Below are 25760 nucleotides of genomic sequence, written 5' to 3'. Positions count from 1 at the left end.
TTCAAAAAGTCAGTGAATGCATTTCTTGGCAATACGGAATTTCCCAGATATAATTTATGGTTATTTAACATCGCTAATATGCAAGTTTTGACAATTCTCTACCTCTTTTTAATTAAGTCCTGGCTCGTGCCCTCCAATAAGAAGTACATCAACTGGATGTTGATTGCGTTTGTGGTAAGCAGTCAGATTATACAGTTTTCAGGAATAGAGCCTATTTATTGGTTTCAGCCTATTATATTTACCATAGGGGCAAATATGATTTTGGTGGGAAGTTGGCTCTATTTCGTGGGATTGATGAAAAACGATGCGTACCTCAATTCAAATCCCCTAAGACTAACTTCCTTTTGGCAAATGACATTTATTCTCTTTACCTACTCTTTAACCTACATCAATGATGTAAGTAAGCCTTACTTGGTCACTTATAATTATGGGCTTGGTATATCACTTTCTCAAACAGAAACAGTAATGGGCTGTTTTAATTTGGCCATACTTGTTCTGACAATCGCTTCTCCTAAGCTGCCAAAACTATTTGAAAAAGAACCATTCTATGGAACCGACTGAAGATCAAGTATATGTAATCATTTTTGCTACGATATTTCTGGGAGGGATCATGTCCACTTTCGTTATTTCCATGGTGTTTATCCATAGACAACGTCAGGCCCAAAACCGTCAGAAGGTAGATCAGATCAAATCTGAACATGAGATGACTTTACTGAATATTGAAAACGAGATACAGCAAGAGACACTCACACATATAGGTAGAGAGCTTCATGATAATATTGGACAGTTGCTTTCCCTGGCAAAGTTGAATTTTGGCTCTATCAAACCTGAAAAACACGCAGAGGGAAGAGAGATTCTCGCACAGGCAATAAGGGAAGTGCGGGGATTATCCAAGCAACTGAATCTAGATTGGGTGGAGTCTATCAGTATCAGTGAATTTATCGGACAGCAACTTGATCGGATAGAAGCTACTGGTTTTTGTGCGACTACATTGCAGGCAGATTTTGACTTGGTCGATTTACCAAAGGAGTCAAAGCTTGTTTTGATCCGGGTAATCCAAGAATCTCTAAACAATGCCATCAAGCACGCTTTGCCGGATAAAATCCTGATTAGGATCGAGGAAAATGGAAATAGAAAACAGATAAGAATTAAGGATGACGGCAAAGGTTTTGATAGTTCCCAACCCTCAAAGGGAAGTGGAATGACTAATCTTAAGATGAGAATGGAGACTATTGGCGGTGAATTTCACCTGACTTCATCTGTCGGCATAGGAACAGAAATCACTTTAACCTTGCCTAATTAGATAATACATTCTAATTTGGGTTATAATCTCCTTTAATAATATAATCCCCCCACTCATGATCAGGATTGCCCTGGCTGATGACCACACATTATTTGCAAAAGGAATAGAAGGAATTCTAGATGATGTAGATGAATTCATTGTTGTTGGTGTCTTTCCAAATGGTAAAGAACTCTGTGATTATATTGCAAAAAACCCAGTGGACGTGGTACTTACAGACCTCAATATGCCCCTCTTGGATGGTTTTGGAGTATTGGATCATTGTAAAAGAGAACTTTCCCATGTGAAGGTGGTAGTTCTATCCATGTACGATGAGGAAAAGATTTACAAAAAGTGCATTGATAAAGAGGCAGATGCATTTATTCTCAAAGATGCTGATCCCGATGAATTAATTTTTACCATAAACGAAGTTCATGAAGGTAGGCATATTTTAAATTTTGACCGTGTCAAGAAACAGGCACTGCTGGGAGAATATTATGATGCCTTCCGACTGAAGTATAAGCTTAGCCGAAGGGAGACTGAAATCATACATCTGATCAAGGAAGGAATTCAAAACCGCGAAATAGCCCAGATACTAAATCTAAGCAAGCAAACTGTGGAGACGCATCGGAAAAACATCCATCTGAAACTACAGGTGAGCTCCAGAGTTGAGCTGGTGAATAAGGCCCACGAAATGAATATTTAATGATGAGTAATCCTATAAAAACGGCTATAGTCGGTTTCGGCTCTGTAGCTGAAAAAATGCATGCGCCTTTGATAAATGCCTGCCCTGATCTAGAACTAGTAGCATCAGTGGAGCGTAAGACTAACCGATGCGAAGAGCTTTATACTACCACAACTTACCGAAGTTTGGATGATTTGTTGTCAGCTGATGGTGCAGATTTAATTGTGATTACCACGCCAAATGAATATCACTTTCCAATGGCTATGCAGTGCCTCCAAGCAGGAAAACATGTGGTGGTAGATAAGCCGGTGACGATTTTTTCCCACGAAGCTGAGGAGCTTAATAAGTTAGCTGAGGAGAAGGGACTGATCTGTTCTGTGTTTCATAATCGCCGGTATGATGGGGATTTCATGACGCTACAGAAGCTGGTAAGGGAAGGAGAACTTGGAGATTTGGTTTACCTGGAATCCCACTTTGATCGTTTCAGGCCCGACGTTTCGGAGAATTGGAGGGAAAAGGAAGTGCCTGGTAATGGAATCACTTATGACCTTGGTGCTCATTTGATTGATCAGGTAGTCTTGCTTTTTGGTTTGCCAAACTGGATACAGGCAGATATCCGTAAACAAAGAACCGGAGCGATTGCCGATGATTACTTTGATATTATTCTGGACTACGGTTCTCTCAAAGCCAGAGTTACAGCCGGAGCTTTGGTAAATGTGGCTACTCCAAAATTTTTGCTGCTGGGCAAAAATGGTTCTTACCAGAAATTCGGGTTGGATGTGCAGGAAGCGGCATTCAAAGCTGGAGAAAAGCCCGAAGGTACTTTCTGGGGACTAGAAACTGAGGAAAAGTGGGGGAATATTTTCCTCAATGGGGAGACAAAAGCTTATAAAACCATTCCAGGAGATTATAGAATACTTTATCAAAATGTCGCAGATGCCATTTTAAAAGGTGCAACGCTGGATGTCACCATTCCACAGACCATCAATGTATTGAAGATAATAGAGTCATCTTTTGAAAGTGCTAAATCAGGAAAAAGGATTTCAAAATTAGAAGGAGGATGGTGATTTTTTAAGTTTGGCTCTTTCTTGGGGAGAGTGATTAGAAATAATCTTAAATCACCATGAAAAAAGTATTCTTATTAGCATTTTCGCTTTTTGCTTTTATTTCAATTTCCAAAGCCCAAGTTTCTGTAGGTATAAATTTCCAGACTTCGGACACCTTCATTACTGTAGGTACAGATACAGATAAGGAATTCTTTGGAGAAGCAAGATTGGGAATCGGCCACGATATCGGATTAGAGTTGATGGGAGGCTATAACTTTGTACGAAAAAGTGAAGTGAATGCATACGTAGGCGCCGGGCTAGGTTTGCTGGGAGATCATCATCATAAGCATCACGATGACCACAATGATATTTATGTCGCTATTCCTGTTGGTGTGTTGATCAAACCTTTCAACACTAAGGACCTAGGATTTCTTATAGAAGCAGCACCGGTTATCGCAAATCATAACGATACATATCTCAGAGGAGGAATAGGAGTGAAATACACTTTTAGATAAAACAATAAGCCACCCATAGCCAAAAAAGGTCAACTCAGCAATTGAGTTGACCTTTTTAAGTTTTAGAGCAAAATGGATCGGTTCCAATATCCCTGAGATTTCAATTAGTTTCCCTATTTTTGCGCCTATGGCAAAAACAGAAACTCCTGCGGAAAACGCGCAATTGAAAGATATTATTTCCCATGCCAAAGAGTATGGATTTGTTTACCCTAGTTCTGAGATCTACGACGGCCTTCAGGCAGTGTATGATTATGGTGCTTATGGTGTTGAATTAAAAAATAACCTGAAGCGTCTGTGGTGGGAGACCATGACACGGGTTCAGGATAATATCGTAGGGATCGATGCAGCGATTTTTATGCATCCTACTACGTGGAAAGCTTCAGGTCATGTAGACAGCTTTAACGATCCTATGATTGATAACAAGGATTCTAAGAAACGCTACCGTGCGGATGTTTTGGTGGAGGAGCATGCAGCTGTATTTGAAAGAGCTGGAGATATAGAAAAGGCAAATGCTTTGACAGGAGCTTTGGCGAAATTACTGGAAGCAGAAGATCTAGATGGAGTACGGGATTTGATCACCAATGAAAACATCAAATGTCCTATCTCTGGTACTTCCAACTGGACGGACGTTCGTCAATTCAACCTGATGTTCTCTACGCAAGTAGGTTCCGTGGCTGAAGATTCCACTACGATTTACCTAAGACCTGAAACTGCTCAGGGTATCTTCGTGAACTTCCTGAATGTGCAGAAAACTGCCAGAATGAAGGTTCCTTTTGGAATTGCACAAATTGGTAAAGCTTTCAGAAATGAAATCGTTGCCCGTCAGTTTATCTTCCGTATGAGGGAATTTGAACAAATGGAGATGCAATTCTTCGTCCGTCCTGGAACTGAACTAGAATGGTACCAGAAATGGGCTGATATGCGTATGAAATGGCATTTGGCACTAGGAACTCCTGCGGAAAAACTGAGAAAGCATGATCATGAAAAGCTAGCTCACTACGCCAATGCAGCGATGGATATTGAGTTTGACTTCCCATTTGGATTCAAAGAAGTGGAAGGTATTCACTCCAGAACCGATTTTGATCTAAAATCACATCAGGATTTCTCTAGAAAGAAACAGCAGTACTTTGATCCTGAGGTGAATCAGAATTACATCCCTTATGTAATCGAGACTTCCATTGGAGCGGATCGTTTGTTCTTATTGACCCTTTGCAATGCTTATACGGAAGAAAATAAAGAAGAGAAAAGCAGAACGTTCTTAAAGCTTCATCCAGCCATTGCTCCAGTAAAAGCAGCAATTCTTCCCATCACGAAGAAAGACGGCTTGCCTGAAAAAGGGAAAGAGATTGTGGAATTGCTGAAATACGATTTCAATATCATTTATGAAGATGCCGCTTCAATCGGTAAGCGTTATGCGCGTCAGGATCTGATTGGTACGCCATTCTGTATCGCTGTAGATCATCAGACTTTAGAAGACAATACTGTAACGATTCGTCATCGTGATACCACAGAGCAGGAAAGAGTTCCTATCTCTGAGCTTCATGGCAGAATAGCTGAAGCTACTAGCTTTAGAAGGGTTTTCGAGAAGTTGTAAGAAACGGAAAGGCATAAAAAAACCTCTGAGAGTGATCTTAGAGGTTTTTTATATTTTAAACTTTTTCTTCAAGTGAGTCTAAGAGGATAGATTTTACTGCAGAATTTAAATAATTAAAGGCCTCTCTTTTAGACTCTGGTACGTCTTCATCACTTATTGAAAGGAAAAGAAGATAAGAAACTGGAACATTAAGTACATCACTGATTTTTTGAAGTGTACCTTTTTGAGGGAAAGATAGATTTGTTTCTATCTGACTTAAGGCGTTTACAGAGATATTACATTTTTCAGCAACATCCTTTTGACCAAGACCTTTTTCCTTTCTAACTTGCTTTATAGCTGCCCCGATGTTCATATATTTAAGATTTACGGACCGAAATCTAGAAATTTTGAGAATTCGTGTCCTAATTTGAGAATTGATATAAATACTTTCAAAAAATCGTCATAATTCGAATTTTCGTCATTAAGTATATCTAGTAATTGTTTTTTATCTTCTTTAGATAAGTTACAGGATTGTATTTTTCGTATTAATTCTTGATGTTTTTTCATGATTGAAACTAAAATTTATTGCAGAAATAATTTTAGCTTCTCGTATAGATTTTACCATAAATGAGAAGCTGTTAAAAGGGAAAGCTTCATGTTTATGGTCTTCTTCCGAAGAAAAAGTGTGGTAATTTCCAAAGTTGATTAATGCAGAAATTTGATCTCTTTTATTCAAATCAAATATTTTGCCTATTGATTTTAACCTTAGTCTTAATCTTAAAAGTTTACTCGTATTAAAATATTTCTTATGCACTGGAGAATATTCCTGATAAACGGATATATAAAAATGGCTTCTAATTAGAGTTTCATCTAATTCAAATTCTAAAACCCTTTCAAGGGTAAATTCATTAATAACTTTATCCCAACTCTCATAATCAAAACCATTGTCTAAATGACTAAAAGGTGAGAATTCGGGTATGAATTGCGAATAGAATTTTTTATGAAGATCCTCTCGGTTAGAGGAGAATATATGTCTATTTTTTTTAGTGTAGCTAAATGAATCTTTGACTGATCTAACATAAAAATCAGATATTATGTCAATATGTGAACTATCGAGGATAAAGTTTGGCGAATTATAAGCTTCAACTCCGGATTCTCGAAGAGCCTTAATTAAATCCTGAATTAGAATACCGATTCTGCTTGATACTTCAAATATCCGTAATGGCTTATTGTTTTCCATTCCATTTTAATTTATGATCAAATATAAGAGCATAAATTAAAAAATACAAGTGAAAGATGTAATTAATTTTAATAATGTGATTTATACTTCGTTTTTAAGGCGATTCAAATTCCGAGAATTGCACAGTGGTGAACTTATATATTTCACTTAACCCACAAAGTTCCATCCCTTTCATTTTTCAAAGTGGAATTATCCAAATAGCGGAAAACGTATTGGTCGATCACCTCATCCGCTTTGGCCACTATGATTTTTTCGCCTCTAACCTTAAAAGTAGTTCTATACATAATATCTCCACTTGGTAGAATGTCTGCAACTCCGTCAGTAGAAAGTGTTAATGTATTAGAACAACCAAATTCAGGGTCCGCTCCAGGATCGCAAGCTTCAGGGATATAGGTATAGGTTCCCAAAATCTCCGGTTCTTCTAGTTTTTCACAGGAAAAGAAAATTATTCCTAAAAAAGAAAGTAGTAGTAAGTTTTTCATAAAAAAGCAATTAGGTGTATAATCTCTACGGAACTTATAGACTCCCCGCTACAATCGGCCTAACTTTTTTAAAAATTCCTAGTTTAGGGTTTGAATAGAGTTTCATGACCAAGAAAGCAATAATCATAGGTTCAGGAATAGCTGGTATTGCAGCTTCAATAAGATTAGCGATAAAAGGCTACCACGTTGAAGTATTTGAAGCTAACGCTTATCCTGGCGGAAAGCTTTCTGAAATTGAAATAGAAGGGTATCGATTCGATGCCGGGCCTTCCCTTTTTACACTTCCTGAGCAGGTGGATGAGCTTTTTCGGTTGGCAGGCAAAAGACCAGAGGATTACTTTGTCTATGAAAAATTGGATGTGACCTGCCAATACTTTTGGGAAGATGGAACAAACCTGAAAGCTTATGCTGATCTGGATCAATTTGCAGAGGAAGTACAATCCAACCTTGGCGAGCCGGCATCAAGTATTCGTGATGCACTCAGACAATCGGCCTTTATTTACGACAGCTTAGCTCCACTATTTATGAATCGCTCACTTCATAAGATGGATACCTGGACAAATCCCCAAGCATTGAAATCCTATTTGAAAATGGGAAAGTTGGGAATTTTCTCCAGCATGAATGAGGCGAATAGAAAGCAATTTTCACATCCGAAATTGGTGCAACTATTCAATCGCTATGCGACGTACAATGGATCGAATCCTTTTGAGACACCGGCGACGCTGAATATTATTCCGCACCTGGAATTTAATATTGGAGCATTTTTCCCAAAAAAAGGCATGCATGACATCACCCAGAGCTTATTCAAACTATCAGAGGAGCTTGGGGTAGGATATCATTTTGGCGATAAAGTGGAAAAGGTCTTAGTAGAAAATGGAGAGGCAATAGGAATTAAAGTAAATGGGGAAAATCGAATAGCGGATTTGGTGGTTAACAATATGGATATGGTCAACGCTTATAAGACCATTCTAAAAGATCAAAGACAACCCAAACTTTTACTTAAGCAACCGAAATCTAGTTCTGCTCTTATTTTCTATTGGGGGATTAAGAGGGATTTTCCTGAGTTGGATCTCCACAATATTTTTTTCTCGGATAATTACCCTTTGGAATTTGAGCATATTTTCAAGCGTTGGACGATCTACGACGATCCTACGATCTATGTGAACATCACTTCTACACATAAATCAGACGATGCTCCAGAAGGATGCATGAATTGGTTCACGATGATTAATGTCCCTAATAACCAAGGACAGGATTGGGATAAAATGATTGCAGAGGCTAAAAGGAATATTATTCATAAGCTCAATCGCATCTTAAAGACAGATGTCGAGTCTTTGATCGAAGTGGAGGAAATCCTTGATCCAAGAACCATAGAATCTAAAACTTCCTCAGCTCAAGGTGCGCTTTATGGAAATAGCTCTAATAATAAGTTTGCGGCATTTCTACGACATGCGAATTACTCTTCCTCGATTAAAAACCTATACTTCTGTGGAGGATCTGTGCATCCTGGAGGAGGGATTCCGCTTTGCTTGCTTTCTGCGAAAATTATGAGTGAGATGATAGAATAGCAGTAGGCAGTTTTCAGTCGCAGTCTCCGTTTGTTAATTTCAAAAATGTGCGGACGTCATTGCGAGGAGGAAGGACGTGGCAATCTCTATTTTTTCCAGCCCATGAACCCTTCGTTTTCGCTCAGGGTGACTACCCCAAGGACTGATCACTGCGACTGATCACTGCGACTGATCACTGATCAAACTTTCAATCGCTTCCTTCACCAAGTCCATTTCAAAGCCCTTGCCCATTAAATACTGCGTGACTTTGAATTTCTTTTTGTAAGCCTCGGGTTCTCGTGTGGTTTCCCATTTTTTTTCTGTCTGGGATAAAAGTGTGTCGTAATACTCTTCAGGATCGATTTCAGTCATGCCTTTTCGGATGAGGTCTTCTGAGATTTCGCGCATTTTCAGTTCTATCCGAATTCTGTTCCTGCCCCATTTTTTCAGCCTGAATTTGCCCCGTGCAAAAGATCTCGCATAACGCTCCTCATTCACAAATTCGGCTGCTATCAATTCCGAAATTATTTTCTCCGCAGGTTCATCATTGATACCTTTTTCATAAAGTTTCCGACGAACTTCCCAGGGACAACGCTCCTGATAAGCACAGAAAGTTGTCAGCTTTTCAAAAGCTTCTTCCTGCGACCAGGAGTTTTTTCCTGACTCATTTGGCTTATATTTTCCCCAACTGGACATTTTCCGTAATTTTAAACCAAATTATAGCGAATCCCTTTTTTATCAAACCTTATTAAATTTTCAAAACTCATTATGCGTAAGAAAATCGTAGCCGGCAACTGGAAAATGAACATGACTTTCGAAGAAGGTCAGACCCTTACTTCCGAAATTTTAAACATGATGAAGGACGAGCATTCTGGCGAAGCTATCGCTGTGCTTAACCCTCCTTTTCCACATATTTTCCCAGTCAAAAAACTAATAGGGCAAGCAAAAGGTGTTTTCATCGGAGCTCAGAACTGTTCTGATAAAGAAGCTGGAGCATTTACAGGTGAAGTTTCTGCCAAGATCCTAGCATCTTTTGGAGCACAATATGTAATCATCGGTCATAGCGAGCGCCGTGAATATTTCAAAGAAAGCAATGAGATGCTTGCTACCAAAGTAAAGCTTGCGCTTGCCAATGGTTTGACTCCAATCTTCTGCTGTGGGGAATCTCTTGAGATAAGAACTGCAGGTACCCATGAGCCAAATGTGAAATTCCAGTTGACAGAAGGTCTTTTTGACTTGAGCCCTGAGGATTTCTCCAAGATCGTAATTGCTTATGAGCCGATCTGGGCGATTGGTACGGGCAAAACAGCAAGCTCTGAGGAAGCGCAAGACATGCATGCGGCCTTGAGAAGACACATAGCTTCTAAATACGGAAAAGACATCGCTGATAACACTTCTATCCTTTACGGAGGTAGTTGTAATCCAAAGAATGCACAGGAGCTTTTCGCGAAGCCTGATGTGGATGGCGGATTGATCGGTGGCGCATCGTTGAAGTCCCGTGACTTCGTAGATATTATCAAATCATTCTAAGAAAAAATGGATTACCTGGAGTTTAAAATCAAGTGCCTGGAGCAATTCCGGGAAATCCTTATCGCTGAACTATCCATGATAGGCTTTGATTCCTTCCTCGAAACTGAGGAGGGAATCGATGCTTATACACTGGAGTCAGATTTTGATCGAGTGGCCTTCGATGAAGTGATAGCTCAATATAAAGTTGATGCTGAAATCACTTTGGAAGAAGGCCTGATGCCAAAAATCAACTGGAATGAGGAATGGGAAAAGAATTACGACCCCATTGCCGTCGATGATCTGGTTTACGTGAGAGCGTCTTTTCACCCAAGCAAGCCTGAGTTCAAACACGAGATTGTAATCAATCCCAAAATGTCTTTTGGGACAGGTCATCATGCGACTACTTTCCAGATGCTTCGTCATCAAGGTCAGATAGACCACCAAGGAAAGCGCGTGTTGGATGTGGGCTCAGGAACTGGAATTCTTGCCGTAATGGCGCATTTACTCGGAGCTAGTGAAATCGAAGCTTTTGATATCGATGATTGGTGTGTGGATAATGGAAATGAGAATTTTGACCTAAATGGATTAACCACCCGAATGGAGTTGGGAACGATCAGAGAAGTAAATCCGCAGGGTGAATTCGACATAGTTCTAGCTAACATCAATAAGAATGTATTACTTGATGAAATGGGGATTTATACTGGTTTGTTGAAGCCAGAAGGGTTTTTGTTACTCAGTGGGTTTTACACAGAGGATGTTGAGGATTTGGATGCTTGCGCAAAGCCACTTGGTTTAGAGTTGATTTCACAGCAAAGCAAGGATAATTGGGCCGCGTTGATTTTACAGAAGAACGCTTGAAGACAGCAGACCGAAGTGGGAAGTAAAAAAAGTAAGTTGTAACATTTGTGAGTTGTATGGTTTAGATTATCCCATTCTTCAATTCTGCTTTGCCGCCGTAAATCGTAAATCAAAAATCTTAAATAAAGGGTAAAAGTCTTAATTAACCTTAGTATTTGACACACTTTACCACTTTAAAACTTTACAACCCTTTTCCCCAAATGACCGAACTGATTATATACGCTGTCGTTTTTGTTTTGCTAATTGGACATTGTCTTTTTGCAGGAAAAATGTATCGTGCTGTGCATGAGGATTCCAGCCTGACATTGTCTGAGAAAAACGACTGGAAGCTTAAAGCACTTATTTTCCCGGTATATTTTTGGGGAAAATATAAAAAAGCAAAAAGCTAGTATTTTTTGCTTTCAAGTAAACTTTTAGGCTGCTATAGCCGATTATAGAACCAGTACTTTTAATTATAAAATCACAAGAAACTTAGTTTACTAAATTAGCTTCATGGAGTACCTCTGGAAACAAAAGCCCAAAACCTCACAACCAGCGATAGATCAGCTGAGCAAGGAGATCAATGTCAATCCGACATTGGCCAATATGCTGATAAACCGAGGGGTGGAGAGTTTTGAGCAGGCGAAGAGTTACTTCCGCCCTTCCTTAGTGATGCTTCACGATCCTTTTCTAATGAAGGATATGACGGAGGCTGTCGATAGAATTCAGGAAGCCATTGCTAAGGAGCAAAAGATTATGGTCTATGGTGACTATGATGTAGATGGCACGACTGCAGTTGCGCTGATGTATGGATTTTTAAAAACCTTCTATCCTGATGTGGTATTTTATATTCCAGATCGCTACAAAGAGGGCTACGGTATTTCTGAGAAGGGAGTAAGGTTCGCTGCCGATAATGATATTAAGTTGATTATCGCGCTCGATTGCGGGATCAAGGCAATAGAAAAGGTGGCTTTGGCTACTAAATTAGGCGTTGATTTTATTATCTGTGATCACCACACGCCTGGCGAGGAGCTTCCAGCTGCTATTGCAGTTTTGGATGCCAAGCGTAAGGATTGCGATTACCCATATAAGGAATTGAGTGGTGCAGGTGTTGGATTCAAACTGATCCAAGCTATTGCCATGAAGCGCGGAATGGACAGTTCCCAGTTGGACGCTTATTTGGACCTTGTGGCTGTGAGTATCGCCGCCGATATCGTTCCAATTACAGGAGAAAACAGAATTCTTGCCTATTACGGACTTGATCGATTGAATAACACGCCCCGTCCAGGATTGAAGGCATTAATGCTAAGTAGTAATTTGGAAAAGGACATTGGAATCTCTGATGTGGTTTTTAAAATCGGTCCGAGAATTAACGCTTCCGGAAGACTCGAGCATGCAAAAGCTTCGGTAGAATTACTGATTTCTTCAGACTTAGAAGGCGCGATGGAGCGAGCCAAAGTCGTGGATGAAGTGAACGCAACCCGAAGGAATTTTGACGAAAATATCACCAAGGAAGCTTTTGAAATGATTGCTTCTAGGGAGGAATTAGTAGAGTGGAATTCCACAGTCCTCTTCAAAGAAGATTGGCACAAAGGCGTAATCGGAATCGTAGCCAGTCGCTGTATTGAGAAATATTACAGACCGACAATTATTTTGACCGAGTCAAATGGCAAAGCTACTGGAAGTGCCAGGTCGGTTGTGGACTTCAATATTTACGAAGCAATAGAGGAATGTTCGGATTTACTTGACCAGTTTGGCGGACATATGTACGCTGCTGGTTTAACGCTTCCTGTGGAGAATGTTGTTGCATTTCAGGAGAAATTTGAGGCAGTAGTGAAAAGCAGAATCGAGGAAGTTCATCGCAAGCCAGTGATAGAAGTTGACGATGAATTGCTCTTAGATCAGATTAATTACAAGTTTTATAATATCTTGAAGCAAATGGCGCCATTTGGTCCAGGAAATACAGAGCCGATATTCCGAATTGCGAATGTATATGCTGAGGATGTGACTGTTCTCAAGGATAAGCATCTCAGGTTCAAGATCGTACAGGATGGTCAAGTTACCACGCCCGTATGCCTTGGATTTGGAATGGCAGATCGGACTAAGGATCCGGATTTAACTACAGTAAATATGCTTCGCGGAAAAATGCGATTTGATATAGTTGCAGAAATGAGAGAAAATGTATTTCGCGATAAGAGTAGTTTGCAACTCTACGTGAAAGACATAAAATTTGATTGATATGATTCTTCGTGCGGAACATTTAGTAAAAATCTATAAAGGTCGCCGAGTGGTGAACGACATCTCTGTGGAAGTTAGCCAAGGGGAGATTGTAGGTCTTTTAGGACCGAATGGAGCTGGAAAAACAACTTCCTTTTACATGATCGTGGGTTTGATCCAACCAAATGAAGGCAAAATTTTTCTCGAAGATAATGATATCACGAGTCTTCCTATGTACCGGAGGGCAAAGCTGGGAATTGGGTATTTGGCTCAGGAAGCATCTGTTTTCCGCAAGCTTTCTGTAGAAGAAAATATCATGGCTGTCTTGGAAATGACCAAAATGTCAAAGCAGGAACGCAAAGAAAAAGTTGAGAGCCTTCTTGAGGAATTTAGCTTAACTCACGTCCGTAAAAATCTAGGAATGGTACTTTCCGGAGGTGAACGTAGAAGAACTGAAATAGCTAGGGCTTTAGCTGTAGATCCTAAATTTGTGTTATTGGATGAGCCTTTTGCAGGCGTGGATCCCATCGCTGTGGAGGAAATTCAGACTATTGTTGCGAAGCTAAAAACAAAAAATATTGGCATTTTGATCACCGATCACAATGTGAACGAAACCCTTTCCATCACTGACAGAGCATACTTGATGTTCGAAGGAAAACTGCTCAAAGCAGGAACTGCCGAGGAACTTGCTGCGGATGAACAAGTAAGAAAAGTGTATTTAGGATCTAATTTTGAGTTGAAACGAAAAGTTTTTAAATAATGGCGGTTCTGAATTCCTTTATGACCTGGATTTTTAGGAGTCGCCTTGGTCAAATTGATAATTTTAAGCATAATCCAATTGCTGTTCAGGAAACAATTTTTAAAGAGCTTTTAGATGCTGGTATGCATACTGAATTCGGCATTGAGCATGGTTTCTCTGACATAAAAAGTTATGAGGATTTTGCACGAAAAATTCCGATCCGAAATTATGACAACTTCAAATCTTACATCGACAAAGCGATGGAAGGGAATGATAATGTGATCTGGAACCGTGATATAGAATGGTTTGCAAAATCATCCGGAACTACTGCCAGCCGCAGTAAATACATTCCGGTGACTCGGGAAAGTTTGGAAGAATGTCATTATAAAGGCGGAAAGGATATGGTCGCGCTTTATATGGCTAATTATCCGGATTCCAGAATGTTTGCCGGAAAGACCTTGACAATCGGAGGAACGCTTGAAAATAATCCGCTGAATCCCCAAGGAACCGCCAGAGCTGGAGATATCTCTGCAGTAATCATGGAGAACCTGCCGTTTTGGTCATACTTCGTCCGAACTCCTTCCAAGGAAACTGCATTGATGGGAGAGTGGGAAGCCAAGATTGAAAAAATGGCTTTCGAAACGATGGACGAGGACGTGACTTGCATGGCTGGAGTGCCTACCTGGACTATAGTTCTTTTGCAAAAAGTACTGGAACTGAAGAAAGCTAAGAACATTACAGAAGTTTGGCCAAATCTTGAGATTTTCTTCCACGGTGCTGTTGCTTTTGGACCTTACAGAAGTCTATTCAAGGAGCTTATTCCATCAGAGAAGATGCGTTATATGGAAACCTACAATGCTTCGGAGGGATTTTTTGGGATTCAGGATCAGAAGGATTCTGATGAGTTGCTTCTGCTTTTGGATTACGGGATTTTCTATGAATTCATTTCCATGGAAGAGTGGGATAATGAAAATCCAGAAGTAATTCCTTTATCTCAAGTTGAAATAGGTAAAAATTACGCCTTGGTGATTACTACAAATGGTGGACTTTGGAGATATAAAATCGGTGATACGGTAAAATTCACTTCTACTTCACCATATAGATTTAGAATTACCGGAAGGACACGTCATTTCCTGAATGCTTTTGGAGAGGAAGTTATTGTGGAAAATGCAGAAAAAGCAATTCAATTTGCTGCTGAGCATACTGAAGCTATGATTTCAAATTTCACTGCTGCTCCTGTATATTTTGATGGTTCTGGCTCAAAAGGAGCACATGAATGGATCGTGGAATTTCAGAAAAGCCCATCAGACCCGGATAGCTTTAATCGACTTTTGGATGAGCATTTGAGAGAAATCAATTCTGATTATGATGCCAAGCGTCATAAGGGACTGGCATTGATAGAGCCGCTAATTCACCATGCTCCACATGGCTTATTTGAAAACTGGATGCGTAAAAGAGGTAAGTTGGGCGGACAGCATAAAGTACCGAGATTGTCAAATTCTAGGGAATACCTTGATGAGTTATTGGCAATGATTCAAGGCACAGAAGCTCAATAAAACTTTTCTAGATGTACATAAACAATGAAGCCCGACGATTATTCGCCGGGCTTCATTTTTATATTATTTCAGCTTTCAGCCTTTAGCTTTTAAACTTCCATTCCTTTATCTCTCATCTTTTTGAACTCATCAAATCTTCTGAAGATCGCGACTGAGAAGCCTGCAAGCATAATTAGTGTTCCTATCCAAAGGATGTTGATATAAGGCTTTACTATAGCCTTCATTACCACGTAGTCCTTTTGGTACTGATTCACTTTGAAGACGAACTTGTTTTCATCAGGCAGGATATTTTCTAGACTCACTTTTATACCCAACTCATTATCGATGACAGGAAGTTTGCCGACTTGATTGTTTCTGATAATGAACGTTGGCTGAATCAATTTCTCTACGTCGTAGTCAAGGATCCGAAGATTCGCTCGAACTGCTACGTCGCCTTCTTGAAGGACATATCCATCCAATTCTTTTAGCACATCTGCTCCATCAAAGTAGGTCACATAATCTGCAATGTGGAACTGCTCGCCCGGCGCGACTTCATAAATTTCATCTTCTTTCCAATCTGGATCCTCAGAATCATTCATGGCAGCTACATAAGTATAAAGATCCTTGTCGATAAATATTCTTGACGCTGGAGAAGAAATTAATCCGCCCATGCCTTCATTAAACTGAGACATTGGGCTAAGCGAAAACTTCAGCACTTCATTTTGATAATATTCGATCTGGAAGTAGTCATTCTCTTCCAAAACGATGTCAACTTTATCGCCTTTCTTAAAGTAATCTTTATAGTCTTCCAGAGCTATGGCTTCATTTACTTTTCCTGTTGGTTCCAAAATCTTAGCAGGAACATATTCAGAAATGCCTTTTACTTTCTTCTGACGACCACGATAAATCACCGTATAGTCTTTCATTTGTGTAGGCTTATTGATCCAAAGCAACACGTGCTCTTTGTTCAGTTCATCTTCCCAGCTATTGCTATAGGTCAAGCCAGACATGTTGATGGAAATGGTATCAGAATAACCAGAGCTGAACATAATTCCAATCAAAATCATACCCAAACCAATATGTGCCAAAGAACCACCTGCTAGTTTGAAAGTAGATTTCTTGAGGATTTTGGCTAAAATCACCGAATTGGCAGTTATCGTAAATGTGCCCGCAAGAACTATAATGATGTATTTCCAGTCATAAACTTTCGCCAAGACAATAATCGCTGCCGAAAGTAAAACCGAAATGATGTAAGGAGTCAAAAGCGCATCTTTCAGTGCTTTCTTATCCATTTTTTGCCACCAGAAGAATTGCCCTACAGCGGTAAGCATAGCAAGAGCTACGGCAAACCAAAGTTGGAATTTGGTATAAAACTCAATCTGATCGGCTGGAGGAGCCATATTGGAAATGCCTCCAAAGCTTTCCACCATCGCATTCCACGCAGGAATAGAAGTAGGAAGAATTACTTGAAATGCCATCAATGCAAGTGTTGTCGCACCGATGAATACCCAAAACTCACGGGAGTAAACAGAAGCTTCTTTCTCTGAAGTTGGGATGTGTTTCCAATTGATTACACAAAGAACCACTGCCACTACAAGGAAGAAAAGCATGTAGATAAGTAACTGACCGGAAAGCCCAAGATCAGTAAATGAGTGTACTGAAGCATCGCCCAATACGCCGGATCTTACTAAGAAGGTTGCGTAAAGGACCAGAATGAAGGTCATAATTACTAAGACAATTGAAGTCTTCAAGGCAGTTGCACTTTTCTTAAAAGTAATCATGCAGTGAATGGCTGCAACCAAGATTAGCCATGGTACATACACGGCATTTTCCACCGGATCCCAGTTCCAATAGCCACCAAAATTTAGTGTCACATACGCCCAGTAAGCTCCCATAATGATTCCCATTCCAAGAATCATAGCAGAGAAAATCGCCCAAGGTAAAGCCGGACGAATCCATTCAGAATATTTTTTGGTCACCAATCCACCCATCAAAAAGGCGAAAGGAACCAACGTCGAAGCATATCCTAAGAATAAGGTTGGCGGGTGAATCACCATCCAGATGTTTTGCAAAAGCGGATTTAAACCAGTTCCATCTTCAGGAATGAAATCAGGATTCATCTGGAAGATCGGTGCCTGAGTGGCATCTCTCAACAAAATGAATGGAGAACTTCCCAGTTTCAAATCGCCAATCACCACCCCCAAAATCATGGAAACCAAGAATGCCTGCACGAGTGCAAAAACGATCATTACTGGAGCTTCCCAGAATTTATTTGTGAAAATCAAGATTGTTCCTAAGACTACATTCCAGAAGATCCAAAGAATAAAAGCACCCTCTTGACCTTCCCAGAAGCTGGAAATCATGTAATGAACTGGAAGTGCCGCAGAACTGTGGGAGTAAGCGTAAAAATACTCGAAGCGGTGATTGTAGATGATTTCAAAAAGTGAGACGGCGATCATCACAGCCGACATGCCGTGGATTGCAAAGCTGATTCTACTGAATCTTTTCCAACTGGCTTTGTCAATTTCGTTGGCGCGGAAATACTGAATGTAAGCGTATGCGGTAGTCAGTGCACTGACAAAGGCCACTATAGTCATGAAGTGGCCAAGATTACCGATAAAGGTATTTATCATGGATTTTTTATTCTAACTGCTCTAACTCACATACTTGCCGCCTGCACTTCAGTTTCTTGGTATTTCGATGGGCATTTCATCAGGATCTTATCGGCAATAAAGATTTCGTCATTCTTATAAGAACCAATTACTACCACAGATTCTGAACGGGTAAAATCCGCAGGTACTGGCTCATTGTAAAACACTTCTTGCTCCACTCCTTCATTGTCAACAAGCATAAATGTGAAGGAAACTTTGTCTTCTCTTACATTTAATCCAGTGACTTCTCCACTTGCGTCTTTTTTCAGCTGACCTACAACGTGGATAGCTTTGTCGTCTCCGTCCTGCTTCATCTCTTTGGCAGTGGTGAAGCTTTCGTAGCTACTTGCATCACCAATGGAAGTCATAATAATTACAATAGCCACGGCAATGATTCCTAATCCTATTATATGTCCTGTTTTCATCTTTACTGAATTTTAAGAATGAAGATTTTTTTCAAGCTTACTGATTTTCCGATCAGTGCTGATTAGATAGACGGTAATTCCTGCAAATATGATTACGATGACACCTACCAAAACGTAAATTTTGCCGTTTGATCGCATCAAATCTGCCATCTCTACCTCGTTATTGCTGTAATCAGCTTCTGTTACTGGGATTTTCTCTTGTGCCAAAGCAGAAAGACTGAAAACCAAAAGCGCAATAGTTAATAATTTTTTCATGTGTTTATTATAGATTTGAATTGGCCACATGCCAGCCCGGCTAATGCAAGTCGGACGGGGAATCTCGCATGGTTTATTATCATTCCTATTTGTGTTGTTCGCATCATGCTCGATTTCATCAATCAGGAATTAATCATTCTGTCTTCTATCGTCCTCTCCACCCTACGCATTCTGACGCGGACAGTTGCCATCCAGCAGCCTAAAAGCGTCCATCCAATAATCGCAGGATAGAAAACCGCACGAAGCTTGGAATCTAAATCGTAGGCATTAAAGCCTGGATTTCCACCATTCCCAGGGTGCAAACTATCTGTTAATCTTGGTAATACGAAGATAAGAGGAATAAATGCCGCAAAAGCGAATATGTTATAAATGGCTCCGATACGGGCTCTCTGCTGGGAATCAGTCAGAGAATTTCTTAGAATTAAATAGGCGAAATACATCAGAATCCCGATAGCTGAAGCATTTTGCTTGGGATCACCGCTCCAGTAATCACCCCAAGTGAATTTGGCCCAGAGCATACCCGTTACTATTCCCAATACACCGAATAGAATGGCTGAATTGGTGAATTCTATTGCCATATCATCATGTTGGATGTCGTTGGTGCGTAGGTATTTGATGCTGTAATAAACTGCAGCAACCAGCAGTAAGATCATTCCGAACCACATGGTAACATGGAAGTGAAGGGCACGGATCGTTTCATTGAGGATTGGAAGTCGAGGAGCTTCCATCAGCAATCCTGCAATTAGCGTGTACAGCAGCAGGGCAATTGCAAGAATTTTCCACCAGGATTGGCGCATAGGGCATTTTTGCTAATTCAAGCGCAAAAATAAGGCATAAGTTTCTGAAAACGGTGCTTTTTGTAAGTTCTTTTAACCGCAGAGGTCACGGAGGAGATAGTCAAGAGTCTGGATTTCCCAATGGTCTATTGGAAAAAAGGCAGCCTAATTAAATAATAATTACTTCTCGAATTGGTGAATGATTGTGTCAGGAGCATCAAACGGGTTTATTTCAATGACTTTTCCATTTTTCATCACGACGAAAGAGCTGTTTTTTTGGCGTTTGAAAATCACCATTTTTCGGTATACCTCGTCCATTCCTTTAGAAAAATTTTCCAAAGTGAGTTTAGGCTTGTCTTCTGTAGTTTGAATTATTGGCTTATTCTTGTCCATAATGACGGTTGATAGATTTGAAGCTGACCATTTAAGTTGGAAGCTATTATTTGACTTTGATCTTCAGAAGTATTTGCAAATATCCAGTCATCTACAATATCGAAATAAATATCAAAAAAGTTCTTTAGCCCTCCATAATACCTTCTGACAATCACTTCCTTTGGGATATTATGCCCTCCTTCACTAACTCTTTTCTTAACACGTTCAATGGCTAATTCCGGAGTTTCTAAATAGAAAAAAAGTAATGTCACATGATAGCCTAACTTTTGAGCTTTAAGAATTAGATTTTTATAACTTTTTGAGGATAATGTAGTCTCAAAAGCAAAGTCCTCACCTTTTTCTAACAATGAATTTATTCGCGAAAGCATCAATCTTCCTGATTCGATGCCTACTTCCTCAGGCTGAAAAGGAGATAAGCCTTTTGCTATTTCATCTGCATTTACAAATTCATTACAGTTCAATATCTCGGGCAAAATTGTATAGGATGCAGTTGTTTTTCCTGCCTCATTACAACCTGCGATAATGAAAAGTCTTTTCATGAAAATGAATATAAGTATTTTAATATTGAAGGGAGTTAGCGGAAAACCAATTTTCAAATCTTCCAATCTACCACGGCGGACAAGTTTTCCAATCTCAAGACCTCCACAAATAAGGAAACAGAATATATCCAGTCACTGCGACGATGGCATTGATCGCTAAAAGTGTAAAAAGATAATCCATACTTACACTCCAATCCAATCCGTCCATCGCATTTTTGGAAATGCGGATGGCCATTAGCAAAATCGGAATGATTACTGGAAAACTAAGAATCGCCATCAGAGTGGCGTTATTTCCGGCTTTGGAAGCAATTCCACTTACCATGGTCAAACTTGCTGAAAAGCCCATGGCTCCCAATACCAAATTCAGGATAAATAAGCCTTGATCCTGAACTTCATTCCCTAAAATCAATGAAAAAACTCCATAACCCAAAAGCGCTAGGATCAGAGTTAGCCCAGTGTTGTAGATGATTTTTGAAAGAATAATCGCTTCCGGAGGAGCAATCATGTAGTAATAGAGTTGGCGCCCCTGATGCTCTTGAACAAAGCTTTTGGCAACTGCATTCACAGCAGAAAACAGAATAATGATCCAATACAAGGCATTCCAGGTTGGAGGGGAAATATTCCCGTCCCTAGCTCCTACACTTAAATAGGTGATAAAAACTGCCGAAACCACATAAAGCAAAATCCCATTTAGCGCGAATTTCTGTCGCCACTCCAGAGTGACTTCCTTGCTAATCAGAACTGAGATTTCTTTCCACATCACCCAAAGGTAAGTCAGAAGTATGAAGTGAGAAATCGGAAACTAAGAAATTTTAGATTTCTCACTTTTGATTTTTGACTTTCGTTCCTGCCAAATTGACACCAATTCTCCTTTGGAACAACAGTTGCAATTCTGTGCCCGACAAACATTGTGTTTAACTAAACTAATTTATAGCCATGCAGGAAAAAGGCACGATCTCGATTCATACCGAGAACATTTTCCCAATTATCAAGAAGTTTCTCTATTCTGATAACGAGATTTTTCTAAGAGAACTCGTTTCTAACGCAGTCGATGCGACTCAAAAAATTAAGCGTTTAGCGACATTAGGTCAGTATACTGGCGAACTTGGTGACACTACGGTGGAAGTAAGTTTCGACGAAAAAAAGAAAACGATCACCATCTCCGACCGAGGTCTTGGGATGACTGCTGAGGAGATCAAAAAGTACATCAACCAAGTTGCTTTCTCTGGAGCAGAGGAATTCGTGGAGAAATTTAAAGATGCTAAAGATGCCAATGAGATCATCGGTAAGTTTGGTCTAGGTTTCTATTCGGCTTTCATGGTTGCGGACACGGTAGAAATAGATACACTTTCATACCAAGAAGGAGCAGAAGCTGCAAAATGGACTTGTGACGGTTCTACTTCTTTCGAGATTTCAGAAGGAAAAAGAAAAGAGCGCGGAACTACTATTACGCTTCATATCAATAAAGATTCTGAGGAATTCCTGGACAAATGGAAGCTTCAGGGAATCCTTGATAAATACGCGAAGTTCCTTCCTGTTCCGATCAAATTTGGTACTAAAACCGAATCTGTAGAAGATGGAGTGGATGACAAAGGAGAGAAGAAATGGAAGTCAGTAGAAGTTGACAACTTTATTAATACTACTGCTCCGATCTGGACTAAGTCTCCAAGTGATCTGACTGATGAGGATTACTTGAAATTCTACAAGGAGCTATATCCAATGTCTGAGGATCCGCTTTTCTGGATTCACCTGAATGTGGATTATCCTTTCAACTTGACGGGTGTATTGTATTTCCCGAAAGTTAAAAATGAATTCGAACTGCAGAGAAATAAGATTAAACTATACAGCCGTCAGGTATTTATCACCGACGAAGTAAAAGATATCGTTCCTGAGTTTTTGATGTTGCTACATGGGGTGATTGATTCTCCGGATATTCCTTTGAACGTATCCAGAAGCTTCTTGCAGGCGGATGGAAATGTGAAGAAAATCAACTCTTACATCACGAAGAAGGTTGCAGATAAGCTTGCTGAGCTTTACAAAAAAGACAGAAAAGCTTACGAACATAAGTGGGATGATATCGGACTTTTCGTGAAATACGGAATGATCTCCGAGGAAAAATTTTACGAAAAAGGTAAAGACTTCGCGTTACTTAAAAATACGAATGGCGAATTCTTTACTATCGAAGAATACCAGTCCAAAGTGAAGCCAAACCAAACAGACAAGAATGAGCAAACGGTCATTTTGTATGCAACTGATTTGGAAAAGCAGGATAGTTTCATCCAATCTGCCAATAAAAAAGACTACGATGTCTTGGTGATGGATTCACCAATTGACAGTCATTTTATCCAGAATCTTGAAAGCAAACTGGAGAAAACTCAGCTGAAACGTGTGGATGCTGATGTAGCTGAGAAATTGATTCAAAAGGAGGAAACTTATGCCAACTTGCTGACCGAAGATCAGAGTAAGGAAGTGAAGGAAATCTTCGATAAGGCGATCAACAACAAGACTTATACTGTAGAAGTGGAAGGCTTGAGTCCTGAGGAACTTCCAGTGACGATCACCATGGAGGAATTCATGCGCAGAATGAAGGATATGGCTGCCACTGGCGGAGGAGGAATGGGCTTCTACGGTTCTCTTCCAGATGCTTACAAAGTTGCGGTAAATGGAAATCACCCTGTAGTGGATAAAGTCCTGAAAGCAGAAACCGAAGAAGAAAAAACCAAACTTGCCAAGCAGGCATTTGATTTGGCTAAGCTTTCTCAAGGATTGCTAACAGGTAAAGACCTGACAGCGTTTGTGAAGCGAAGTGTGGAGATGCTTTAAAAACAAGCAATTATTTACAAATATTAAAACGGGTATTATTTCATACCCGTTTTTTTTGTCATATTTATAAAAGCCTAGTACCATACTAGGGTATTGCCCGAAATAACTTATTTTTGTCAATGCTTTCTAAAAAGACTAAATATGCCCTACATGCCTTAACCTACTTAGGCAAGCACAAGGATGAAAAAACTGTTCTGATCCAGGAGATTGCTGAAGAGCACGGGATCTCACATAAGTTTCTGGAGAATATCCTTTTGGAACTAAAAAAAGCAGGAATGCTGGGAAGTAAAAAAGGAAAGGGTGGAGGATACTACTTGATTAAAGAGCCTAAAGATATTCCCCTATCGAGGGTGATCCGATTGCTGGATGGACCTATAGCCTTACTTCCCTGCGTGAGCTTAAACTATTACGAACCTTGTGATGAGTGTAAAAATGAGGCAGTTTGCGGAATAAACCGAGTGATGGTTCAAGTTCGTGATGAGACACTTAAAATACTGGAAAACAAAACATTAGAAGACATTCTCAAAGAGAAATAAAATTTTTTTGTCATAAACCCTATATATTTTATAGGGTTTATATACTTTTGTGTTTTACTCTCGTAATAATCCTAGTATGATTTTAGACCAACCACTTAAAAAGCTTTTTGCTAGCAAGCCGGGAAAAGATAGCAATGCGAAGAGCTTGCTGAAGTCTATCTCATGGAGAATTGTCGGTACCATTGACACCATGATCATTTCCTATTTTGTAACTGGAGAATTGGTTATGGCAATTTCAATCGGTTCTGTGGAAGTCTTTTCCAAAATTATTCTGTTTTATTTCCATGAAAGAATTTGGGAATCTGTACCTAAAGTAAAAGCTGATGACACTCGAGAAGAATATGCATGAGTTAGAAGCTCAGTTAAGTGACCTGAGTGCACTTGAAGGACTATCCTTGATTGCGGATTTATTTCCTGGAAAAGTAACTTTCTCTACTTCATTGGGTCAGGAAGATCAGGTTATCACGCAATTGATAGCTGAGGCTAACTTGTCGATTTCGATCTTTTCTTTGGATACTGGGAGACTTTTTCCTGAAACACTCGATTTGCTTTCCAGGACCGAAGCTAAGTATAAGCAAAATATCAAAGTGTATTATCCAACTACCAATTCTGTTGAAAAACTGGTTTCGGAGATTGGAATCAACGGCTTTTATCACTCTGTTGAAAACCGCAAATCGTGCTGCTTTGTAAGAAAAGTGGAGCCTTTAAAAAGAGCTCTAGCTGGCAACAAAGTCTGGGTAACTGGCCTTCGTGCCGAGCAGTCTCAGAACAGGTCTGGGATGAAACGCATAGAATGGGACGAAGGGAATCAGATTTTGAAGTTTAACCCATTACTGGATTGGACTTTTGATGATATGATAGCATACATAGATGAAAAAAATATTCCATACAATCCACTCCACGACAAAGGATTTATCAGCATTGGCTGTGCTCCATGTACTCGCGCCATTATGGAAGGTGAGGATGCACGCGCAGGCCGCTGGTGGTGGGAAGACTCAAAGAAAGAGTGTGGCTTGCATGCTAAGTAACAGATGTTTGGTGTCTGATGACCGATGTAAGGTGAGCTGAGTACGCTTCGATATTCATCATTGAGAATTCATCATTCGACATTAAAAAATTAGAATTAAGGCATAAGACCGATGTCAGTCTGAGCGAAGGCGAAGACAATTAAAGAGAAAAGCTAAATAGAAGATATAGTTTGAAGTGCAGTTTGACCTCGTAAATCGCACTTCGTAAATCATAAATATCATGAACAACCTATTAATACCTAATCCAAAGGAAGCAGAATCGATTCATATCATCCGTGAGGTGGCGGCGCAGTTTGAGCGTCCGGTTTTACTTTTTTCCGGAGGAAAAGACTCGATTACTCTAGTTAGATTGGCTCAAAAAGCCTTTTATCCAGCGAAAATTCCTTTCCCATTATTGCACGTGGACACGGGGCACAATTTTCCTGAGACCATAGAATTCAGGGATAGACTGGTGGAAGAATTAGGGTTAGAGTTGATTGTCAGAAATGTGCAGGATGCTATCGATCAAGGTAAAGTAAGAGAAGAGCGAGGAAGATATTCCAGTAGAAATTCCCTTCAGACAACTACTCTTTTGGATGCCATCGAAGAATTCAAATTTGATGCATGTATCGGAGGTGCGAGAAGAGATGAGGAAAAAGCCAGAGCAAAAGAAAGAGTATTCTCGGTAAGAGATGACTTTGGGCAATGGGATGAGAAAAATCAGCGACCAGAGCTATTTGATATGCTAAATGGAAAAATCCATAATGGTCAAAACGTTAGATGTTTCCCAATCTCAAACTGGACTGAATTGGACGTGTGGGAATATATCAAAACTGAAAATATCGAGATTCCATCGATCTATTTTGCGCATGAGCGGGAAGTATTTCTCCGTGATGGCATGATCTGGACTGCGAATGAACATGTGTTTAGAGAGGCTCATGAAGAAGTATTCGTGAAAATGGTTCGCTTCAGGACAGTGGGTGACATGACGTGTACTGCAGCTGTGCTTTCGGAAGCTGTATCTCTGGATGATGTTGTGGGTGAAATCAGAGATTCTACTATCTCCGAGCGGGGTGCCAGAATCGATGATAAAAGATCCGAAGCAGCTATGGAGACGAGGAAGAAAGTCGGATACTTTTAGAAAAGTACTA

Annotated in this window: 29 protein-coding genes; 18 read left to right on the top strand and 11 right to left on the bottom strand. The window is 40.0% G+C overall.

From position 1 onward, the window contains the following. The first annotated feature begins 78 nt into the window (after positions 1-78). The 6 genes from AACZ73_RS01915 to AACZ73_RS01890 all read left to right on the top strand — a co-directional run bounded on the left by AACZ73_RS01915 (position 79) and on the right by AACZ73_RS01890 (position 5119). Positions 79-561: a histidine kinase gene (locus AACZ73_RS01915; protein ID WP_339874901.1), complete on the top strand. Its 483-nt coding sequence runs from the start codon at positions 79-81 to the stop codon at positions 559-561. Further along, complete coding sequence (locus AACZ73_RS01910) at positions 548-1303, top strand: ATP-binding protein (RefSeq protein WP_339874899.1); 756 nt, start codon at positions 548-550, stop codon at positions 1301-1303. The genes AACZ73_RS01915 and AACZ73_RS01910 overlap by 14 nt, the downstream gene beginning before the upstream one ends. A gap of 55 nt (positions 1304-1358) precedes the next feature. Continuing rightward, on the top strand, positions 1359-1985 hold the full coding sequence (locus AACZ73_RS01905) for a response regulator transcription factor (RefSeq protein ID WP_339874897.1): 627 nt from the start codon (positions 1359-1361) through the stop codon (positions 1983-1985). Further along, positions 1985-3031 (top strand): Gfo/Idh/MocA family oxidoreductase, encoded by a 1047-nt coding sequence (locus AACZ73_RS01900; protein ID WP_339874895.1) that lies wholly within the window; start codon positions 1985-1987, stop codon positions 3029-3031. The genes AACZ73_RS01905 and AACZ73_RS01900 overlap by 1 nt, the downstream gene beginning before the upstream one ends. Positions 3032-3087: 56 nt before the next feature. After that, the gene (locus AACZ73_RS01895; protein WP_339874893.1) at positions 3088-3525 is read left to right on the top strand and encodes an outer membrane insertion C- signal; all 438 of its coding nucleotides are present in this window, start codon (positions 3088-3090) and stop codon (positions 3523-3525) included. 127 nt (positions 3526-3652) lie between these two features. Further along, a complete protein-coding gene (locus AACZ73_RS01890; RefSeq protein ID WP_339874891.1) occupies positions 3653-5119 on the top strand; it encodes a glycine--tRNA ligase in 1467 nt (488 codons plus the stop codon). 55 nt (positions 5120-5174) lie between these two features. Here AACZ73_RS01890 and AACZ73_RS01885 read toward each other — a convergent pair whose 3' ends face one another. The 3 genes from AACZ73_RS01885 to AACZ73_RS01875 all read right to left on the bottom strand — a co-directional run bounded on the left by AACZ73_RS01885 (position 5175) and on the right by AACZ73_RS01875 (position 6820). Then, entirely contained in the window at positions 5175-5471 is a 297-nt protein-coding gene (locus AACZ73_RS01885; protein WP_339874889.1) for a helix-turn-helix transcriptional regulator, read from the bottom strand. Between the two features lie 150 nt (positions 5472-5621). After that, positions 5622-6338: a hypothetical protein gene (locus tag AACZ73_RS01880; RefSeq protein WP_339874887.1), complete on the bottom strand. Its 717-nt coding sequence runs from the start codon at positions 6336-6338 to the stop codon at positions 5622-5624. Positions 6339-6481: 143 nt separating this feature from the next. Beyond that, entirely contained in the window at positions 6482-6820 is a 339-nt protein-coding gene (locus AACZ73_RS01875) for a hypothetical protein (RefSeq protein WP_339874886.1), read from the bottom strand. Positions 6821-6924: 104 nt separating this feature from the next. Between AACZ73_RS01875 and crtD the strand changes: the two genes are divergently transcribed. Then, positions 6925-8388 (top strand): 1-hydroxycarotenoid 3,4-desaturase CrtD, encoded by a 1464-nt coding sequence (gene crtD / locus AACZ73_RS01870; RefSeq protein WP_339874884.1) that lies wholly within the window; start codon positions 6925-6927, stop codon positions 8386-8388. 159 nt (positions 8389-8547) lie between these two features. On the opposite strand, the gene AACZ73_RS01865 is transcribed toward crtD, so the two are convergent. Beyond that, positions 8548-9063 carry a regulatory protein RecX gene (locus AACZ73_RS01865; protein ID WP_339874883.1) on the bottom strand — a complete coding sequence of 172 codons (516 nt, stop codon included), beginning with the start codon at positions 9061-9063 and terminating at the stop codon, positions 8548-8550. A gap of 72 nt (positions 9064-9135) precedes the next feature. On the opposite strand from AACZ73_RS01865, the gene tpiA reads away from it, so the two are divergent. The 6 genes from tpiA (at position 9136) to AACZ73_RS01835 (ending at position 15225) form a co-directional block, all read left to right on the top strand. Beyond that, on the top strand, positions 9136-9897 hold the full coding sequence (tpiA, locus tag AACZ73_RS01860) for a triose-phosphate isomerase (RefSeq protein WP_339874882.1): 762 nt from the start codon (positions 9136-9138) through the stop codon (positions 9895-9897). 6 nt (positions 9898-9903) lie between these two features. Then, positions 9904-10734, top strand: coding sequence for a 50S ribosomal protein L11 methyltransferase (gene prmA / locus AACZ73_RS01855; RefSeq protein ID WP_339874881.1), 831 nt, complete (start codon positions 9904-9906; stop codon positions 10732-10734). Between the two features lie 200 nt (positions 10735-10934). Continuing rightward, complete coding sequence (locus tag AACZ73_RS01850) at positions 10935-11123, top strand: hypothetical protein (RefSeq protein WP_339874879.1); 189 nt, start codon at positions 10935-10937, stop codon at positions 11121-11123. 103 nt (positions 11124-11226) lie between these two features. Beyond that, positions 11227-12951: a single-stranded-DNA-specific exonuclease RecJ gene (gene recJ / locus AACZ73_RS01845; RefSeq protein WP_339874877.1), complete on the top strand. Its 1725-nt coding sequence runs from the start codon at positions 11227-11229 to the stop codon at positions 12949-12951. A gap of 1 nt (position 12952) precedes the next feature. Next, positions 12953-13690 carry an LPS export ABC transporter ATP-binding protein gene (lptB, locus tag AACZ73_RS01840; RefSeq protein WP_339874876.1) on the top strand — a complete coding sequence of 246 codons (738 nt, stop codon included), beginning with the start codon at positions 12953-12955 and terminating at the stop codon, positions 13688-13690. Next, a complete protein-coding gene (locus tag AACZ73_RS01835) occupies positions 13690-15225 on the top strand; it encodes a GH3 auxin-responsive promoter family protein (protein WP_339874875.1) in 1536 nt (511 codons plus the stop codon). Before lptB ends, AACZ73_RS01835 begins: the two co-directional genes overlap by 1 nt. 89 nt (positions 15226-15314) lie before the next feature. Here the strand turns inward: AACZ73_RS01835 and ccsA (AACZ73_RS01830) are convergent, their stop codons facing one another. The 7 genes from ccsA (AACZ73_RS01830) to AACZ73_RS01800 all read right to left on the bottom strand — a co-directional run bounded on the left by ccsA (AACZ73_RS01830) (position 15315) and on the right by AACZ73_RS01800 (position 21003). Beyond that, the gene (ccsA, locus tag AACZ73_RS01830) at positions 15315-17837 is read right to left on the bottom strand and encodes a cytochrome c biogenesis protein CcsA (RefSeq protein WP_339874873.1); all 2523 of its coding nucleotides are present in this window, start codon (positions 17835-17837) and stop codon (positions 15315-15317) included. 26 nt (positions 17838-17863) lie between these two features. Then, positions 17864-18280, bottom strand: a complete 417-nt coding sequence (locus AACZ73_RS01825) for a cytochrome c maturation protein CcmE (RefSeq protein WP_339874871.1) — start codon at positions 18278-18280, stop codon at positions 17864-17866. Positions 18281-18292: 12 nt separating this feature from the next. Continuing rightward, positions 18293-18535: a CcmD family protein gene (locus tag AACZ73_RS01820; protein ID WP_339874869.1), complete on the bottom strand. Its 243-nt coding sequence runs from the start codon at positions 18533-18535 to the stop codon at positions 18293-18295. 122 nt (positions 18536-18657) lie between these two features. After that, entirely contained in the window at positions 18658-19332 is a 675-nt protein-coding gene (gene ccsA / locus AACZ73_RS01815) for a cytochrome c biogenesis protein CcsA (protein ID WP_339874867.1), read from the bottom strand. 159 nt (positions 19333-19491) lie between these two features. Then, positions 19492-19704: a hypothetical protein gene (locus AACZ73_RS01810; RefSeq protein ID WP_339874866.1), complete on the bottom strand. Its 213-nt coding sequence runs from the start codon at positions 19702-19704 to the stop codon at positions 19492-19494. Further along, entirely contained in the window at positions 19683-20243 is a 561-nt protein-coding gene (locus tag AACZ73_RS01805) for a zeta toxin family protein (protein WP_339874864.1), read from the bottom strand. The genes AACZ73_RS01810 and AACZ73_RS01805 overlap by 22 nt, the downstream gene beginning before the upstream one ends. Before the next feature lie 94 nt (positions 20244-20337). Beyond that, on the bottom strand, positions 20338-21003 hold the full coding sequence (locus AACZ73_RS01800; protein WP_339874863.1) for a heme exporter protein CcmB: 666 nt from the start codon (positions 21001-21003) through the stop codon (positions 20338-20340). A 176-nt stretch (positions 21004-21179) separates the two neighbouring features. On the opposite strand from AACZ73_RS01800, the gene htpG reads away from it, so the two are divergent. The 5 genes from htpG (at position 21180) to cysD (ending at position 25750) form a co-directional block, all read left to right on the top strand. Continuing rightward, positions 21180-23066 carry a molecular chaperone HtpG gene (gene htpG / locus AACZ73_RS01795; protein WP_339874862.1) on the top strand — a complete coding sequence of 629 codons (1887 nt, stop codon included), beginning with the start codon at positions 21180-21182 and terminating at the stop codon, positions 23064-23066. 119 nt (positions 23067-23185) lie between these two features. After that, complete coding sequence (locus tag AACZ73_RS01790) at positions 23186-23602, top strand: Rrf2 family transcriptional regulator (RefSeq protein WP_339874860.1); 417 nt, start codon at positions 23186-23188, stop codon at positions 23600-23602. A 76-nt stretch (positions 23603-23678) separates the two neighbouring features. Next, on the top strand, positions 23679-23951 hold the full coding sequence (locus AACZ73_RS01785; protein WP_339874858.1) for a DUF2061 domain-containing protein: 273 nt from the start codon (positions 23679-23681) through the stop codon (positions 23949-23951). After that, the gene (locus tag AACZ73_RS01780; protein ID WP_339874856.1) at positions 23926-24630 is read left to right on the top strand and encodes a phosphoadenylyl-sulfate reductase; all 705 of its coding nucleotides are present in this window, start codon (positions 23926-23928) and stop codon (positions 24628-24630) included. The genes AACZ73_RS01785 and AACZ73_RS01780 overlap by 26 nt, the downstream gene beginning before the upstream one ends. Positions 24631-24850: 220 nt before the next feature. Then, positions 24851-25750 (top strand): sulfate adenylyltransferase subunit CysD, encoded by a 900-nt coding sequence (gene cysD, locus AACZ73_RS01775; RefSeq protein ID WP_339874854.1) that lies wholly within the window; start codon positions 24851-24853, stop codon positions 25748-25750. Positions 25751-25760: the final 10 nt, after the last annotated feature.

Source organism: uncultured Algoriphagus sp. (assembly GCF_963974835.1).
In the GTDB taxonomy this organism is placed as follows: Bacteria; Bacteroidota; Bacteroidia; order Cytophagales; family Cyclobacteriaceae; genus Algoriphagus.
This window is presented reverse-complemented; position numbering and strand designations above follow the sequence as displayed.